This window comes from Subtercola sp. YIM 133946 (assembly GCF_036553535.1).
GTDB lineage: Bacteria > Actinomycetota > Actinomycetes > Actinomycetales > Microbacteriaceae > Subtercola.
Genome location: NZ_JAZHPE010000022.1, coordinates 1 through 15621 on the forward strand (window position 1 = coordinate 1; position 15621 = coordinate 15621).

Annotated in this window: 14 protein-coding genes, 1 tRNA gene and 1 pseudogene; 9 read left to right on the forward strand and 7 right to left on the reverse strand. The window is 68.5% G+C overall.

What is annotated here, in order from left to right:
- Positions 1 to 105: 105 nt before the first annotated feature.
- Both V3W46_RS07420 and V3W46_RS07425 read right to left on the reverse strand, forming a co-directional pair.
- Entirely contained in the window at positions 106 to 504 is a 399-nt protein-coding gene (locus V3W46_RS07420; protein WP_331782456.1) for a hypothetical protein, read from the reverse strand.
- Between the two features lie 10 nt (positions 505 to 514).
- Positions 515 to 721 (reverse strand): helix-turn-helix transcriptional regulator, encoded by a 207-nt coding sequence (locus tag V3W46_RS07425; RefSeq protein ID WP_331782457.1) that lies wholly within the window; start codon positions 719 to 721, stop codon positions 515 to 517.
- Positions 722 to 822: 101 nt separating this feature from the next.
- Between V3W46_RS07425 and V3W46_RS07430 the strand changes: the two genes are divergently transcribed.
- A complete protein-coding gene (locus V3W46_RS07430; RefSeq protein WP_331782458.1) occupies positions 823 to 1419 on the forward strand; it encodes a helix-turn-helix domain-containing protein in 597 nt (198 codons plus the stop codon).
- A gap of 53 nt (positions 1420 to 1472) precedes the next feature.
- Entirely contained in the window at positions 1473 to 2606 is a 1134-nt protein-coding gene (locus V3W46_RS07435) for a tyrosine-type recombinase/integrase (protein WP_331782459.1), read from the forward strand.
- 37 nt (positions 2607 to 2643) lie between these two features.
- Here the strand turns inward: V3W46_RS07435 and V3W46_RS07440 are convergent.
- A tRNA-Ser gene (locus V3W46_RS07440) sits at positions 2644 to 2733 on the reverse strand.
- A gap of 135 nt (positions 2734 to 2868) precedes the next feature.
- Between V3W46_RS07440 and mgrA the strand changes: the two genes are divergently transcribed.
- Positions 2869 to 3894, forward strand: a complete 1026-nt coding sequence (mgrA, locus tag V3W46_RS07445) for an L-glyceraldehyde 3-phosphate reductase (protein WP_331782460.1) — start codon at positions 2869 to 2871, stop codon at positions 3892 to 3894.
- Between the two features lie 262 nt (positions 3895 to 4156).
- Positions 4157 to 4762 (forward strand): annotated as a pseudogene (locus V3W46_RS07450) (glycosyltransferase family 2 protein); the annotation flags it as partial.
- Between the two features lie 258 nt (positions 4763 to 5020).
- On the opposite strand, the gene V3W46_RS07455 reads toward V3W46_RS07450, so the two are convergent.
- Positions 5021 to 5920 carry an alpha/beta fold hydrolase gene (locus V3W46_RS07455; protein WP_331782461.1) on the reverse strand — a complete coding sequence of 300 codons (900 nt, stop codon included), beginning with the start codon at positions 5918 to 5920 and terminating at the stop codon, positions 5021 to 5023.
- Positions 5921 to 5953: 33 nt separating this feature from the next.
- Between V3W46_RS07455 and V3W46_RS07460 the strand changes: the two genes are divergently transcribed.
- From V3W46_RS07460 to radA, 4 genes are all read left to right on the forward strand, one after another.
- Positions 5954 to 6742 (forward strand): PIG-L family deacetylase, encoded by a 789-nt coding sequence (locus tag V3W46_RS07460; RefSeq protein ID WP_331782462.1) that lies wholly within the window; start codon positions 5954 to 5956, stop codon positions 6740 to 6742.
- Positions 6743 to 6838: 96 nt separating this feature from the next.
- Positions 6839 to 7615: a hypothetical protein gene (locus tag V3W46_RS07465; protein ID WP_331782463.1), complete on the forward strand. Its 777-nt coding sequence runs from the start codon at positions 6839 to 6841 to the stop codon at positions 7613 to 7615.
- A 152-nt stretch (positions 7616 to 7767) separates the two neighbouring features.
- Positions 7768 to 8613 carry an alpha/beta hydrolase gene (locus V3W46_RS07470; RefSeq protein ID WP_331782464.1) on the forward strand — a complete coding sequence of 282 codons (846 nt, stop codon included), beginning with the start codon at positions 7768 to 7770 and terminating at the stop codon, positions 8611 to 8613.
- Between the two features lie 182 nt (positions 8614 to 8795).
- Positions 8796 to 10247 carry a DNA repair protein RadA gene (radA, locus tag V3W46_RS07475; protein WP_331782465.1) on the forward strand — a complete coding sequence of 484 codons (1452 nt, stop codon included), beginning with the start codon at positions 8796 to 8798 and terminating at the stop codon, positions 10245 to 10247.
- Positions 10248 to 10286: 39 nt separating this feature from the next.
- Here the strand turns inward: radA and V3W46_RS07480 are convergent, their stop codons facing one another.
- Together V3W46_RS07480 and V3W46_RS07485 are read right to left on the reverse strand one after the other, a co-directional pair.
- Positions 10287 to 11480 carry a zinc-binding alcohol dehydrogenase family protein gene (locus tag V3W46_RS07480; RefSeq protein WP_331782466.1) on the reverse strand — a complete coding sequence of 398 codons (1194 nt, stop codon included), beginning with the start codon at positions 11478 to 11480 and terminating at the stop codon, positions 10287 to 10289.
- Positions 11477 to 12664: a hypothetical protein gene (locus tag V3W46_RS07485; RefSeq protein WP_331782467.1), complete on the reverse strand. Its 1188-nt coding sequence runs from the start codon at positions 12662 to 12664 to the stop codon at positions 11477 to 11479. Before V3W46_RS07485 ends, V3W46_RS07480 begins: the two co-directional genes overlap by 4 nt.
- 93 nt (positions 12665 to 12757) lie before the next feature.
- Between V3W46_RS07485 and V3W46_RS07490 the strand changes: the two genes are divergently transcribed.
- On the forward strand, positions 12758 to 13465 hold the full coding sequence (locus V3W46_RS07490) for a TetR/AcrR family transcriptional regulator (RefSeq protein WP_331782468.1): 708 nt from the start codon (positions 12758 to 12760) through the stop codon (positions 13463 to 13465).
- Here the strand turns inward: V3W46_RS07490 and V3W46_RS07495 are convergent.
- Entirely contained in the window at positions 13462 to 15372 is a 1911-nt protein-coding gene (locus V3W46_RS07495; RefSeq protein ID WP_331782469.1) for a carboxylesterase/lipase family protein, read from the reverse strand. The two genes, V3W46_RS07490 and V3W46_RS07495, sit on opposite strands and share 4 nt — an antisense overlap.
- Positions 15373 to 15621: the final 249 nt, after the last annotated feature.

Genomic DNA, 15621 nt, shown 5'->3' on the forward strand with positions numbered 1-15621 from the left:
CATCCTTCCAGCGAGAACAAAATTCTCACACGGTAGGAGTCAACTAAACCGTCAGCAGTCCCAAGTGACACCCTGGGGTAGTCACTGAGTGACACCCTGAGGTGGTCAGAAAGTGACACCCTGACCGCGCCTCTCGGTCAGGTCCACGACCGGGTTGAGCCGCCGCTTCATGGTGAGTGGTCGGCTGCTGTCGAGGAGCAGTTCGAACTCTGCCCGCTGACCGCTGCGCCCCGACCGCACGCGCCGTATAGCACCTTTGCCGAGGAGTTCACGGATGGTGCGGTTGACGACCTGGAAGGCACGATCGGAGCCGTTCTCGGGTGCGAGGAACCCGAGCGCGATGGCGGACATTTCCCGCCCGCCGAAGTACCGCCGAGGCGATGTGCCGGCGGGGTTGTCGTGGTCGTCCCAGCATTCCAGTGCCATGTGCAGCAGCAGCCGTGCGGCATTCGACCCGAGCTCGAGTTGTGCGGCGACGAGCACGGCATTCTTCGCCGCGTACAACCCCACCGTCTCAGTAGGCACGCGACCGAGTACCGGTCCGGATCTGAGCGGAGGACTCGATCCACTCCAGCGCTTCAGACATCTTGTAGAGCACCGTCTTCGGTGTCGGTTTGTAGAACCTCGGGCCAAGTCCCCGGTAGCGGAGTTGCGCGAGGCCGGGGACGCTGACGCCGCAGAGTTGGCTGAGGGTGGCGGGGTTGATGTATTCGTCGTCCATGATGGTTTGTCCTTTCGGAGGTTGTGATCAACTTGTGTTGTTGGATTCACAATACGATCACCGATTTGGTTTGACAAGCATAGAATTGCTAGGCTGTCGAAATGGCAGACTTTAGGACTGAGTTGGGTATCGGCAAACGCATCGCCGCCGCCCGGAAACAACGCGGCATGACCACCGCACGCGACCTCGCCGACGCCATCCCGGTCGAGACGCTCAGTGAAGCGGTGATCCAGAACATCGAAGCCGGCCGCAAAGTCGAACTCTCCGTCAGCCAACTCCTCAACATCGCACACGCCCTCCGCGTCCCACCCCTATTCCTGCTCGCGCCGGCCGGCCTGCCGCTGCACGGACCCGACGTGCCAAACCTCGGCCCGGACCTTCAGGGCATGTCGACGATCGAGTTCGACGCATGGCTCACCGGAGCTACAGACGGCGCATACCGGTGGAAAACCAAAGACGAACGATCCGAACGGGCAGAACTCCAGGCCATGCGAGAACTGCACCAGCAACTCCAAGAACGAAGACGCCTACACGCCATCTTGGAAATCGAAAAAGAAGACAACCTCACAGAGGACCAAATGAACCAACAAACCTGGGAGTCCACACCCGAACGCATCGCGAACGTGCAACGCCGCATCGACCAACTCGAGTCCTACCTCACCTCCGCGGGATGGGACCTCGACGGATGGGCAGCATAGAGGACGGTTCAGATCGCGCTTCGAGCGGCTAAGCGGTTAGGAAGGAGCAAGACTTGGGAACCATCGAGTCCTACGAATCAGCGTCGGGGAAGAAATACCGCGTTCGATTTCGAAAGCCTGATCACACACAAACGCGAAAGAACGGTTTCATCACGAAGAGGGAAGCCGAGCGCTTTCTGCGCGAGGTCGAAACTGCGAAAGACACGGGCACCTACATTGATGCAGGTGAGGCACGGGCGTCCATCGGCGAACTCGGAGCAACGTGGATGACGCACCAGACTCATCTCAAACCGTCGTCGTTTCGCGCCGTCGAGGTGGCTTGGAGACTGCACGTGGAGCCCTCGTGGGGTCCGATTTCCGTCGGCGATATACGTCACAGTGAAGTACAAGCATGGGTATCCAAGCTGAGCGGCGATCGAAGTGCAACAACAGTTCTGCGCGCATACGGGATCCTCGCCGCCATTCTCGATGTTGCCGTCAAGGACCGCCGAGTCATGTCGAATCCGGCTCGCGGTGTGAACCTGCCACGCAAGACTCCGAAGCCTCGTGTGTATTTATCGCACGGCCAGGTTCAGCTTGTGGCCGATCAGGCCGGCGACCAGGGCGATCTGGTGCTCTTTCTCGCATACACCGGCCTCAGGTGGGGCGAAGCGACGGCGCTGCGAGTCCGGAGTCTCGACGCACTGCGCCGTCGCGTGAGCGTCACAGAGAATGCCGTTCAGGTCGGTGGTCCAATCGTCATCGGAACACCGAAGAACCATTCGAGCCGAAGCGTTCCATATCCGCCATTCCTTTCGGAGGCGCTAGCCGCTCGATGCGTTGGCAAGTCGAAAGATGAACTCCTCTTCTCTGGCCCAAGCGGCCACATTCGTCTTCCCGACTCGAGAAGAGGATGGTTCGCGTCCGCCGTGAGAGCCGCGCAGAAGGTCGATCCCGATCTTCAGCGGGTCACCGTGCACGATCTTCGTCACACGGCGGCGAGTCTCGCGATCAGCTCAGGAGCAAACGTCAAAGCCGTGCAGCGGATGCTCGGACACGCCTCGGCTGCCATGACGCTTGACACCTACGCAGACCTCTTCGACGATGACCTTGATGCGGTTGCTTTGGCTCTCGGTGAGGCCAAGGCAAAATCAAGTGTGTCCAAAATGTGTCCAAACGAGGTCCAGAGCATAAGAAAAACCCCCTGACTTCCTTGTAAATAAAGGGAAGCAGGCGGTTTGAGAGTGGCGGTACCGGTGGGATTTGAACCCACGGTGCTCTTTCAAGCACACAACTTTTCGAGAGTTGCACCTTCGGCCGCTCGGACACGGTACCGGGGGATACTTTACGGCACGGCCGCACGGCGCGCCAATCGGCGGGTCGGCAACACCCAGCTGACGCTGGAACGACCGACGGAGCGCGGCCGAGCAAGCCCCTCCGAGCATCCGGAGTCGTGACTACATTGGAACCGTGACCTACATTGCTGCAGAAGACCGTTATGAAAAGCTCCCCTACCGTCGCTCGGGCCGAAGCGGGCTGAAACTGCCCGCCGTCTCGCTGGGGCTGTGGCAGAACTTCGGCGACACCACGACCACCGACACGCAGCGGGCGATTCTGCGCCGGGCGTTCGACCTGGGCGTGACGCACATCGATCTCGCCAACAACTACGGCCCGCCGTACGGCAGCGCTGAGACGAACTTCGGCCGCATCTTCGCCGAAGACTTCAGGCCCTACCGTGACGAGATGATCATCTCGTCGAAGGCCGGCTGGGACATGTGGCCGGGCCCCTACGGCGACCTCGGTTCGCGCAAATACCTGCTCGCGAGCCTCGACCAGTCGCTGGACCGGCTCGGGCTCGACTACGTCGACATCTTCTACTCGCACCGGCCCGACCCCGAGACACCACTCGAAGAGACGATGGGCGCGCTGCACACGGCCGTCACCAGCGGTCGCGCGCTCTACGCGGGCATCTCGAGCTATTCGCCCGAGCGCACTGTCGAGGCTGCGCGCATTCTGGGCGAGATGGGTACGCCGCTGCTCATCCACCAGCCGTCGTACTCGATGTTCAATCGCTGGATCGAGGGCGGTCTGCTCGACACCCTCGGCGAGCTCGGGGTGGGCTGCATCGCCTTCTCGCCGCTCGCCCAGGGCCTGCTGACCGACCGGTACCTCGACGGCATCCCCGCCGACTCGCGGGCGGCTCAGAACGGGTCGATGCAGAAAGGCTTCATCAACGACGAGACCATCGCGCGGGTGAAGAGCCTCAACGAGATCGCTGCCGGCCGCGGCCAGTCGCTGGCGCAGCTCGCCCTGTCGTGGGCGCTTCGGGATGACCGGGTCACCTCAGTGCTCATCGGCGCGTCGAGCGTGCAGCAGCTCGAAGACAACCTCGCGGCGACGCACAATCTCTCGTTCGACGACGGCGAGCTCGGCGTGATCGACGAGTACGCGACCGAGGCGGGCATCAACCTCTGGGCGGAGCAGAGCGCGATCTGACGCGCCGCCCGTCGGCGCCCTGGCGGCGCGCGGTGTCGCGCGGCCCTTCGGCGCCGTGGCGGCGCGCGGTGTCGCGGGGCTCGCCGCGGGCGGGCAGACGGGTCGGTGCGCCGCGCACTGGCGGTTCGCCGCGGGCGGGTCGGCGCGCCGCGGGCGGACGGGCGGTTTGCCTCGCGCCACTGGTCGGCGTGCTGGCGAGCGCTAGGCTCGAAGGGCAATGCTTTCGATCTCGGTGGTGATACCGGCGCGGAACGACGCCGACATGCTCGAAGCATGCCTCGCTGCGCTCGCTCGGCAGACCCGCCGCCCCGACGAGATCGTCGTCGTCGACAACGGCAGCTCTGACACCACGGCAGAGGTGGCTCGCCGGGCCGGGGCGAGCGTGGTCTTCGAGCCGGTCGCGGGCATCCCGCACGCCACGGTGGCCGGCTTCGACTACGTCTCAGGTGCCAGCCCGCCGGCCGACATCATGGCGCGCATCGACGCCGACTCGCTGCCGAGGGCCGACTGGGTGGCGCAGATCGAGCGGGCTTTCACAGAAGACCCCGGGCTCACCGGCGTCACGGGGCCGGGCGAATACTACGGCGGCACGGCCCTAGTGCGCTGGGCCGGCGAGACCTTCTACCTGGGCGGCTACTTCGTGGCGGTGCGGGCGCTGATGGGGCACGTTCCGCTGTTCGGGTCGAACTTCGCCCTGCGGTCGAGCGCGTGGCGCGGCATCCGGGCGGGGCTGCACCTCGACAATCCGCGCATGCACGACGACTTCGACATCTCGATGAGGCTGACTCCGGCGATGCGGGTACGGTTCGTGGAGGCGATGCGGATGCCCATCTCGGCGCGCCCGTTCGACACGCTCAGCGGCTTCAGCCGGCGGCTCGACTGGGCGTTCGCGACGCTCGCCGTGAACTGGGCAGAGGAGCGGCCGTGGCACCGGGTGGCCGCGCGTGGCGGGGCCGCGTGGCGGATGTCGTCGGTGGAGCGGCCCGCGCGCCGCGTCGTGGCGGCCAGCCGGGTTGCGTCGGGGCGGCGCGTCGCGGTGCGCAGCCGGGTCGCGTCAGGGCGGCGCGCCGTGGCGGGCAGCCGGGTCGCGTCAGGGCGCCGCGTCGTGGCGGGCAGCCGGGTCTCCTCAGAGCGCCGGGCGGGCGCGCTCGAAGAGGTCGAGCAGGTCGAAGCTGAGCTCGAAGGGGGCGTCTTCGCAGGGGCTGTGTCCGGTGCGGTAGACGTGCAGGCGGCCTCCGAGCGCCTCGGCGTTGGCCGCGTGAAGCGCCGTTGGCCACAGGTCGTGCTCTCCGACCGCCACGTCGATGGGCATGCCCGACGCCTGAAGATCGGCACGAACATCCGGAACCCGTTTCATCAACCCCATGATGTCGGCGTGCGAAGACCGCCGCGTGTAGGTGAAACGCGACCGCACGAAGGCCAGCCGTCCGGGGCGCACGTGCAGGACGTTGGTGGTGACCCCCCAGCGCATCAGGGCGGCGGCCACTCGGTCGGGAGCGTGGCCGCTGAACGGCCCGAGGCGCTTGATACCCCGGAATGACTGGCCCGGCGTCGGAGGCGAGCCGAGCAGGGTGAGGCTGGCGACGAGGTCTGGATGGTCGGCCGCCACGAGCTCGGCGACGATTCCGGCGAACGAGTAGCCGAGCAGGTGCACGGGCGCCTCGCCCGAGCGGATGAACGCCAACAAATCGCCGGTGAACAGGTCGTAGTCGTAGTGCCGCCTCGGCGGTGACAGGTTCTCGGGGCCGGCGCGGTGTGATTCGTACTGCCCCGCCAGGTCGTAGCTCTGCACGTGAAAGCCGTGGGCGACCAGTTCGCCGAACACGTAGAAGAAGTCCTCCTTCGATCCGGTCACTCCGGCGAGCAGAACGACCCGCGGATGCCCGGCCTCTCCCGCCTCCCAGACCGCCAGCGGCCCGCTCGGCGCCTCGAACGTCGAAGCCGTGACGCCCGCCGGTGGGGTCGCCCAGTCTGTGTCGCCCAGTGCCTCGTCACGGCGCTGCTGCTGCTCTCGAGGCGTGGTCATAGCGCCAAAATACCGCATCGGTAGGGTGGAGCAATGGTCTTCGACGAGCTGACACGCCCCGACACCGACGTGGGCCGTTATGGCGGCACTCTCGACGCGGCGGTCGTGCTGCTGCACGCCCACCCCGACGACGAGACGCTGTCGACCGGCGGCCTGATGGCGCGACTCGCGGCCGACGGGGTGCGGGTGGTACTCATCACCGGTACCCGCGGCGAGCGCGGCGAGGTCGTGCCGGGGCCGCTGAAACGCCTCGAGGGCTCGCCTGGACTCGCCGAGACGCGGGTCGCCGAACTCGACGCCGCGATGGTGGAGCTGGGGGTGGGCGATCACCGGTTTCTGGGTGCTGCCGGCGCGCGGGCCGCCGGGCTGCCGCCGCGGAGGTATTCCGATTCGGGAATGCAGTGGGAGTCCGACGGGGTGGCGATCGCCGCCGAGGATGCCCCGGCCGACGCCCTCTCGAGGGCCCAGCTCGACGAGATCATCGCCGATGTGCTGTCGGTGACAGACGAGGTGCATCCGCAGGTGCTGGTGAGTTATGACGCGAACGGTGGGTACGGGCATCCCGACCACGTGCGCATGCACGACGCGGCTGTGGCCGTCGCCGCACGCATCGGCGTACCTGTCTATACGATCGTGCCGCGGGCCGTCGACGCGGAGATCGGCGACCACGTCGTGCCGCTCGGTGAGTTCAGGCCGGCGAAGCGGCGAGCGCTGGCGGCGCACCGCACGCAGCTGACCGTCGACGGTGACGAGATCGTACTCTCTGGCGGCCAGCGCAGCGCCCTGAACGACAGTGAGGTGTTCAGGCGCTGGGTGCCGTAACGCTCTGGGTCGGCCCTGACCCTGCGTGTTAGGCTCGCCTTAGTAGACCATGTTTAAACGCGCGTGGTCTGTTTTCGAAAGGGCATGTTCACCCACATGAGCTACATCAGATCTGCTGCGTTCGCAGACACGGGTTATGTCGTACTCGATTCGTACGACCAGGCCGCCGATCCGAAAGAGTGGCTCGACCTCGAGTACGTCGACTGGAAGTCGTCGGGCGACACCCGGTTCGCGCCGCTCGCCAGCGCGTTCGGCGAGATGGAGTGCAACGGGTTCTGGAACCACACTCCCCCGCGCACCGACAAAGACGGCGTGTGGGTGCAGGAGAACGTCGAGAAGGCGCCGATTCTGAAGGCCCGCGCCGAAGAGCCGGGCGCGAACATCGGCCGCTGCCGGGTCATCGAGCTGCAGCCCAACGACTACACCAGCGCGATCTACAACCTGCACCAGGACGACAACAACCGGCTGAACCCCGACGGCACCGGGTGGATCGTGCGCGGTTTCTTCAACCTGTCAGACGACCCCGAGTCGATGCTCATCCTGCGCGAAGACCGCTTCGACCCCGAGACCGAGGTGCGCATTCCGCTGCCGGCCGGCTCGCAGATCATCGTCGACACGCAGCGCTTCTGGCACGCCGTGTGGCAGGCCGGACCCGAGCCGCGCTACTGCCTGATCACCTCCTGGACCTCGGGGCCCGAGCTCGACGCCTACATTGAGAAGTACCACGGGGCGCCGCAGAAGGTGAACGCCCCTCTCGACCCCGCGGTCATCGAAGAGACCCAGAACGAGGTCAAGCGCCGGCTGGCCGAGCGCGCGGCCACGCTCGCCGCCCAGGGCAAGCGCCTGGGCGCGCCGAAGGATCCTGAGGCGTAGGTCGGAGGATCCTGAGGCGTAGATCGCCGAGTTTCTCGGTTTCTCCTCTCCCGTGAGAGCGCTTGCAGCGCTAGTGTCGTGGGCAGGGGCGGCGCTCGGTTCGCCCTCTGGAACGCAGGTTTTCGAACCATCGCCCGTCATGAGGAGAACCGATGCCAGACCTGACCGATCACGAACTCGCCGACATCTCCGCCGCCAACGAATCCGGGCTCACGCCCGTCGTCTTCGTGCACGGCCTCTGGCTGCTCTCGAGCAGCTGGGATCGGTGGCGCGCCCTGTTCCAGGAGGCCGGCTACGCCACCATCGCGCCCGCATGGCCCGACGATCCCGAAGACGTGCAGGCGGCGCGGGCGGAACCCGATGTCTTCGCCAAGAAGATGATCAAGGGGGTGACCGACCACTACCTCGCGGCGATCGACCGGCTCACCGTCAAACCGGCCGTGGTCGGGCACTCCTTCGGAGGGTTGATCGCCCAGCGACTGGCCGGCTCGGGGGTCTCGCGCGCCACCGTCGCGATCGACCCGGCCCCGTTCCGCGGAGTTCTGCCGCTTCCCCTGTCGTCGCTCAAGTCGTCGTCTGCGGTTCTCGGCAATCCGGCCAACTACGGCAAGGCGGTCACGCTGACCTTCGAGCAGTTCACCTACGGCTGGGCCAACGCGCTGCCCGAAGACGAGGCGAGGGAGCTCTACGATACGTACCACGTCGCCGCTCCCGCCGTGCCTCTCTTCGAGGCCGCGTCGGCGAACGTCAACCCGTGGACCCAGGCCAAGGTCGACACGAAGAACCCCGACCGTGGGCCGCTGCTGATCGTTGCCGGAACAGCCGACAACACCGTTCCCCTGGCCATCACGCATGCCATGTACAAGCTGCAGGCGAAGAAGAATCCGGGGCTCACCGAGATCGCCGAAATCGAGGGTCGGGGGCACTCACTGGTGATCGACCACGGCTGGAAAGACGTGGCCGACGTCTCGCTCGCGTTCATTCAGAAGAACGGATGAGCGGTTGTCTGCAGAACGGGTGATCGGTTCTGCAGAACGGATGAGCGGTTGTCTGCAGAACGGATGATCGGCCTCCCGACGCCCGGATGATCGGTTTCTCCACAGGCACGAACCGCGGTTCTCTCTCCCCCATGCCGGGGCGTCAGAGCGGCCGTGTCGGTGGGGCGGCCTATCGTTGGCACATGCCGACTAAGCCGATCAGCAACTTCAAGTGCACCGAGTGCGGGTGGACCACGCCGCGCTGGGCCGGCCGGTGCGGCGAATGCCAGTCGTGGGGAACAGTGGTGTCGGCCCTCGAGTCGGCCGCCATGGCCGGGCAGGTGAAGGCAATCAAGGTCGACGAGGGCAGCATCGCGCGGCCCATCACCGAGATCGACACCGACGCCACCACCCACTGGGCCACCGGAATCGGCGAGTTCGACCGGGTGCTCGGCGGTGGGCTGGTGCCCGGTGCGACCATCCTGCTCTCGGGCGAGCCCGGCGTGGGCAAGTCGACGCTGCTGCTCGAGCTGGCGGCCCGGGCGGCCTCCGAGCACCTGCGGGTGCTGTACGTCAGCGCCGAAGAGTCGGTGGGCCAGATCAAGATGCGGGCCGAACGTACGCAGTCACTGTCGCCGACACTCATGCTCGCTGCCGAGACCGATCTGGCGACCATCCTGGGCCAGATCGACGCGGTGATGCCGCACCTCGTCATCGTCGACTCGGTGCAGACCGTGTCGAACTCTGCCATCGACAGCGGCGCCGGCAGCCCCGCTCAGGTGCGGGCGGTCGCGTCGGCGCTGATCAGAGTGGCGAAAGAGCGGTCGTTGCCGATTCTGCTCGTCGGCCACGTCACGAAAGACGGCTCGATCGCCGGCCCGCGGGTGCTGGAACACCTGGTCGATGTGGTGTGCCAGTTCGAAGGCGACCGGCAGACCGCCCTGCGCTTCGTGCGCACTCTCAAGAACCGGTTCGGGCCCACCGACGAGGTCGGGTGTTTCGAGATGACGGGGCAGGGCATCCGCGAGGTCAGCGATCCCAGCGGGCTCTTTCTGAGCAACGCCGTCGAGCAGGCCACGGGCACCTGCGTCACGATCGCGCTCGAGGGCCGCCGGGCCCTGCCGGTCGAGGTGCAGGCGCTGGTCATCGCGTCGAACGCCCCCAACCCTCGCCGCGTCACGAACGGGGTCGACGCCTCGCGCGTCTCGATGCTGCTCGCGGTGCTCGAGCGACGCCTCAAGATGCGCCTGAGCGACAAAGACGTGTACGTGTCGACCGTTGGCGGCGTGAAACTCACCGAACCCGCGGCCGACCTCGCCATCGCCCTGGCCATCGCGTCGGCCTCGAGCGACAGCCCGATGCCCCAGAGCTTCGTCGCCTTCGGCGAGATCAGCCTCGCGGGTGAGGTGCGGCAGGTGACCTCCGCCGCCCTGCGCTCGACCGAGGCGCGCCGGCTCGGCTTCGCCACCGTGCTCGGCCCGGGCGAGCACCAGATCAGACCCGCGTTCCACCGCGCCTTCGGCACAGGCGGCGCGGCCGCCGCCGCGGGTGCGGCACCTGCCGCTGGCGCGGGTGCGGCACCTGCTGCTGGCGCGGCTACGCCACCTGCTGCTGGCGCGGCTACGGCGAACAGCCCCGAGACCCCCACCGCCTAGGAGCAACCGGGAGCGCCCACCCACGAGCACCCAACAGCGTCAGAGGGTGACGACGAGTTTGCGGGCCGAAACGCCACGGCGCAGGGCGGCGAGGGCTGGCTGCACCTGGTCGAGGCCTAAGCCGACGACGTGGGGGGCGGGGGCGGCGAGATAGCGTCCGTCGGCGAGGGCCGCAGGAAGGAACCGTTGCCACAGCATCGGGCCGACCTCGTTGGTCATGAGGCTGCTGCCCCACACGAAGCGGGCGCGGATGCCCCGCCGCCGACACCTCACCTGCAGCGCAACGTTGCCCCCGATCATCCCGACGCCCACCCTGAGCAGCGCACGACTCGGCCCACGACGCTGCGGCAGCCCGCCCAGCGAGACAGACGGGCTGGCCAGGCTCACCCGCGTGGCGCCGGTCGCGATGGCGACGGCGACGGCCGGTTCGGCTGAGCCGGTTCCGGCAGCGAACACGCCGGCCACCGTGACCCCGGCGAGCACGGCCGCGATGTCGCGCACCGCCGTCGGGCTTGCGTAGTCGAAGACGTGGCTCGCGCCGAGCCGGCGTACGACGTCGTGGTTGTGCGGCGAGGCCGTCGTGACGACCTCGTACCCAGCGGCCCGGGCGAGCTGGATGGCGTTGCTCCCGACGCTCGTCGAGCCGCCCCAGACCACCACGGCTTCGCGCCCGCCGGCCGGCGCCGCCTCGGCCGGCGGCACGGGCACCGGATGCCGCAGGCCGAGCTGATCAGACTGGAACAGCGCCGACGCCGCCGTCGACACCGCCAGCGGCAGCACGGCCGCCTGCTCGAAGCTGAGGCTCTCGGGCAGGGGCGCCGCGAGCATCGCACGGGCGACCGAGTAGAGCTGGAATCCGCCCTCCGGCTGGTGATTGCGGCCCTTCTCCATGCCCACGACGTAGGCGAGCACCCGGTCGCCGACACTGAAGCGCGTCACCGCGCTGCCCACCTCGACGACTTCGCCCGCAACGTCTTCGCCGAGCACGCTGGGGTAGGGCAGCCAGCGGTACATCAGGTTGCCCGTCGCCTGCTTGATCTCGTCGAGCGGATTCACCGCGATGGCCCGGTTGCGGATGACGATCTCGTCTGGGTCAGGAGCTGTGTACGGCGCCGGGCGCACGGTGAGGGCTGCGAAAGGGCCATCCAGCCAGGCCGCCTGGTTGCGGGGGCGGCTGCCCGGCTCGCCCGCCGCCGCGGGCCCGTTCGCGTGGTGACTGGTGGGCTGGGTCATGAGAGGTCCTTCGCGGGGGTGGTTTTGACAGTGGGGGTTGTTTCCACAGTGGGGGTTGTTTCGACGACGGTGAATGTGCCGCCGAGCGATTCGGCGAGTTCGGTACCGAACAGTGCCCCGGGAGTGTGGGCGCCCGGGCGACCCTCCCCCCTCAGCAGGCGGTGCGCGACCTCGGCCATGACGTCGGCGGTGAACACCCCGGCGTCGCCGACCTGCAGCCAGCACTCGACGGTCGTGCGGCCCGACGCAGCCGTTTCGCCGGACGCAGCAGTCTGAGCGCCGCGGTCGACGGCGGGCGCCGCATCCCACTCGCCACGCGCCCGGGCCCACGACGAACGGCGTGCCATCCGGGCGGCCGTCAGCCGGATTCGCGCAATACGCCCGCGCAGCAGACCGGCGACCCCGGGCATCCGCACCACCACCTGCAGCACCGGCAGCACCACCCTGCGCACGACCGGGTTGCGGGGTGCCGCGGTCGACGTGGCCACGACCTCGTCTGCGTCGGTGGCGCGCCACGCCGCCAGCAGTTCGCCGTTCGCCCCGCCGGCCGTGAAGAGGGTGTCGCCGTCGGGGGTGACGACGGTCTGCGGATGCTCGGCGGTGGCCGACCGCACCAGCCGCCCCTGGCGTACCTCGCGCCCGCCGAACTCGATCACTTCGACGATGCTGCCCGCGAGGGCTGCTCCGAGCAGGCCGCCGTCGAGGGCGAGCGAGGGCAGGGCGTCCACTCGCAGCCGCGACGGACGCCCGCGCCCCTGCACGAGCCGGAGGGCGGCGCTCTCGGTGGCGAGCACGCCGAACCCCGCGCCCGTGACGAACACCTGGCCGGCGGCTGCGGCCTGGCGGTCGAAGCGCAGAAGGTCGTCGACCGACGAGAACTCGTTCGAGATGTCGACGTAGTGGGTGCCGGGCGGGCAGGCACGGGCGACCTGCAGGGCGGTGGCCGCGAACGGGCCGACGGTGTTCACGACCACAGCCGGGGCATCCTCTGCCAGGTGCCCGAGCATCGACTCGAGCGAGCCCACCATCACGCGGTGCCCGCCGCCGAGCTCGGCCGCGAGGCGCGTGAGGCTGTCGCGCGAACGCCCGCAGAGCACGAGGTGCACGCCTGCCGAATGCAGCCGGGTGGCGACGTCGCGACCGGTTCGGCCGGTCGCGCCCAGAATGTAGATCTCGTTCGTCATGCTGCTGCTCCTGTCGCTGGTGTCGTCTGATGACATGCCGTGCCATCACCGTACATCATGACGACACGACGTGTCATCACCTAGAATGGTTTCATGAGCAGATGGCAGCCGAACGCAGGTGAACGCCTCGAGAGCGCTGCGCTGGAGCTGTTCGCTGAGCAGGGCTTCGCCGAGACGACGGTTCCGCAGATCACGGCGCGCGCCGGGCTGACGACCCGAACGTTCTTTCGCCACTTCGCAGACAAGCGCGAGGTTCTGTTCGCGAGCGACCAGGATGTCGCGGCTCTGGCCCGTCAGATGATCGCGGAGGCTCCCCCTTCGCTGAGCCCGATGCAGATCATCGCGGGCGGCCTCGATCGGGTGGCGGCGGCCCAGTTCTCGGGCGGAGTCGACCTGTTCAAGCGCCGCAAGGCCGTCATCGAGTCAGACGACGGCCTACGCGAGCGTGAGATGCACAAGATGTCGGCGCTGTCTGAGGCGCTGCGCTCGGGCTTCGAGGCGCGCGGAACCGACACGCTCGAGGCGGCGCTCATCGCGCAGGTGACGGTGACGGTGTTCGGGGTGTCGATCGGCCGGTGGCTGGCCAGCGACGGGGCTACGCCGCTGCCCGACCTGCTGCGCGAGACCCTGGCGGCGCTGCGCGGGCTGATGGCCGACCCGCGGTGGGAGCCCGCGCCGGGTGGCGGTGTTGGCCCGCAGGGCGCGGGGCCGGGTGGCACGGCTCGCCCGCAGGGCGCGGGGCCGGGTGGCACGGTTCGCCCGCAGGAGGCGGGGCCGGGTGGTGGGGCCGGCCAGGGCTAGACGTGCGGCACGAACGCCTGCCAGGCGAGGCGACGGGATGCCCGGGGGTCTGATTCGACGCGGTCGACCGTGTCGAGAATGAGCGTCTCGCGGGTCTGCTCGTCGTAGCGCGGCCACGGGCGCGGTACGAGCCGGCTGGCGGAGCGGGCATCCCGAACCGGGGCCGCCGCCGCACCGCCCGCGGTCGCGTGACCCGTGTTTTCGGTGCCGCCGACCGAGTCGGGGCCGGAGCCGGCACCCGTGGGCTCGCTGCCGACATCCGAGGGCTCGCCACCCGCAGCCGCACCGCCCGCGGTCGCACCACACACAGCAGCGCCGTTCGGGTCGCCCGTGTACGCGAACGCACCCCAGTACCGCCGCATCCGGGCTCCGACGCGCAGGAACGCCCGCCGCCCGCCGAGCAGCGTCATCGTTCGGCCGAACGCCCCGTTCATGCGGTCGAACACCGCGAACAGCTCCAGCCCGTGCGTGGCGTCGTAGCCGGCGAGCCGCACCAGCCGGGGCGCGATGTCGAAGCGGTAGAAGAACACCGGGGCGTACCGCGAGTGCCGCTCGGCGACCTTCACGGTCGGGTACCAGAACGCGTAGTCGCCGCCGAAGTCGTTGGCCGGCCGCTTCGCCGGCAGCCCGGGGTATTCGGCCTTGATGGCCTTGCGCGCCTTCTTCTTCGTCTTCGCGAAGATCGCCCGGATGCGTTTCGGCGTGGTGGCCAGAATGTCGAGCCGTCCGTCGAACAGCGATCCCTCACGATCGTTCGTGCCGATGATCAGGGGAATCGGATGCGCGCGGCCGGCCTTGAACGCGTCGAGTGGGCGTTCGGGCAGAAAGTCGCCGTCGATGACGGGGCACAGGGCGATGGTTCCCGGATCGTCGTCGGGCGCACGCATGGTCAGAGCATCCGTCGCCCTGATCAGGTCGCGCCAGTCGGCCGTCACGAGCATCTCGCCGGCGTCTTCGGGGCTGGTGTTCTCCACGCTGTCGTTCGACACGCGCTCGCTCAGAAGCTCGACGAACTGCTCGGCCCACACCCGGGTGAGGTCGGGCGGATAGACCGCGTTCGTGGGCGAGCTCTGGGCGATCGCCTGGTGGAACAGGCCGGATGCCCGGGGTACCGTCATGAGCGTCGTGACGGCGTTGGCTCCCGCCGACTCGCCGAACAGAGTCACGCGGTCGGGGTCTCCGCCGAACGCGCGGATGTTCGCCCGCACCCATTCGAGCGCCGCCACGCAGTCTCTCAGCCCGAGGTTGTTCTCGATCGGCCGCTCGTCGGTGGCGTACGCCGTGAAGTCGAGAAAGCCGAGGGCGCCGAGCCGGTAGTTCATACTCACATAGACGACGTCCGCGTCGCGGGCCAGCGTCTCTCCGTTGCGCGGAACCTCGGCCGACGAGCCGACGCTGTACGCGCCGCCGTGGATGAAGACCATGACCGGCAGCAGGGCCGCGCCGGCCGCCGGCCGCGAGGTAGCACCAACCGCCGCCCGCGAGGTAGCACCATCGAACGGTCGGGGGTCAGCACCACCCGTCGGCGACGGGGCCCCGCCACCTGCCCGCGAGGCCCCGCCGCCTGCCCGCGAGGCCCCGCCGTCTGCCCGCGGGGCCCCGCCACGCGCCGGGCGCACGACGTTCAGCGTCAGGCAGTCTTCGCTCATCGGCGCGTTCTTCGCCGCCCCGATGAAGTTGCCCTCACGCGACTGCGGCGCCACCGCCCCGAACTGCCGGGCGTCGCGAACGCCCTGCCATTCCACCGGCGCAAGTGGCGCCCGAAACCGCAGGGCCCCGACGGGTGCCGCTGCGTACGGGATGCCCCGCCACGTCTCGATGCCCCGCTCGCGCACGCCGCGCACGACACCCTCGGCGGTGACGATGTCGAGCGGATGCTCTGCAGACGTTCGCGCGAGGGTCGACATGTCTCGATGCTATCCGCGGCGCCGCACGCTCTGGTTACCGGGGCATGAACGGCGGCACGGTCGACCACTCAGGCGTGGCCGGGCTGGGCGGGCATCCGGAGCCGACCCTGGCGCCCCCTCGATTCGTCAGTCGAGCCCGCCCCGCGACTCGGAACTCGACACTCGACACTGCCACCGCGACTCGACACTCGACACCCGACAGTCGACAGTCGAGCCTGCGCTGCGACTTGCGACTCGACACTGCCCCCC